Origin of the sequence: Streptomyces carpinensis, from assembly GCF_002154505.1 — a bacterium.
Taxonomy (GTDB): domain Bacteria; phylum Actinomycetota; class Actinomycetes; order Streptomycetales; family Streptomycetaceae; genus Streptomyces; species Streptomyces carpinensis.
In genome coordinates this window covers 1-764 of sequence record NZ_MUBM01000478.1, presented here as the reverse complement: position 1 = coordinate 764, position 764 = coordinate 1, and the positions used below count along the sequence as shown (strand labels likewise).

Annotated in this window: 1 protein-coding gene; it reads right to left on the bottom strand. The window is 76.2% G+C overall.

Annotated elements, in window-relative coordinates:
- On the bottom strand, nucleotides 1–714 hold a 714-nt coding region (locus tag BZY54_RS43975), incomplete at its 3' end, for an alcohol dehydrogenase catalytic domain-containing protein (protein ID WP_086730964.1).
- Nucleotides 715–764: the final 50 nt, after the last annotated feature.

The following is a 764-nucleotide window of genomic DNA, read 5'->3' as shown; positions in this document are numbered from 1 at the left end:
GGCCTCGACGGCCACGTCGACCTCGCACGGCCATCCGGCGTCGTCCGGGTCGTCGGCCCGCACGACCGTGTCGGCGCCCACGGCAGCGGCGTATCGCAGCGCCCGTGGGAGCAGGTCGGTGACGGTCACCCGGGCGGCTCCCGCCGCCTTCGCCGCGGCGACCACCAGGCAGCCGATCGGGCCGGCGCCGGTCACCAGGACGTGGCGGCCCGCCACGTCGCCCGCCCGCCGCACCGCGTGCAGCGCCACCGACAGCGGTTCGGCGAGCGCGGCCCGACGCGGCTCCAGCCCGTCCGGGAGAGGCCTCAACTGCTCGGCAGGCACGGTCATCCGCGCCGCGAAGCCGCCCTGGACGTGCGGAAAGCGGGCCGCGCTGCCGAGGTAGCGGGTGTCCCGGCAGATGTTCCGCCGCCCGCCCACGCACTCCGGGCAGGTCCCGCAGGGGGTCGCCGGGTGCACCGCCACCGCCGTACCCGGGGCCGGGCCGGTGGCCCGGGGGCCGTAGGAGACGACCGTGCCGACCACCTCGTGGCCGAGCACCATCGGCTCCTTCAGACGGAAGTCACCGACCCCGCCGTGCCGCCAGTAGTGCAGGTCGGAGCCGCACACACCGCCGTAGCGGACGGCGACCAGAGCCTGCCCCGGGCCGGGAGCGGGCGCCGGCAACTCCTCGACACGCAGGTCCCCTTGACCGTGGATCACAACCGCCCGCATCGCGACGCCTCCTAGAGCACGCTCGTCATGCCGCCGTCGACGTACAGCAC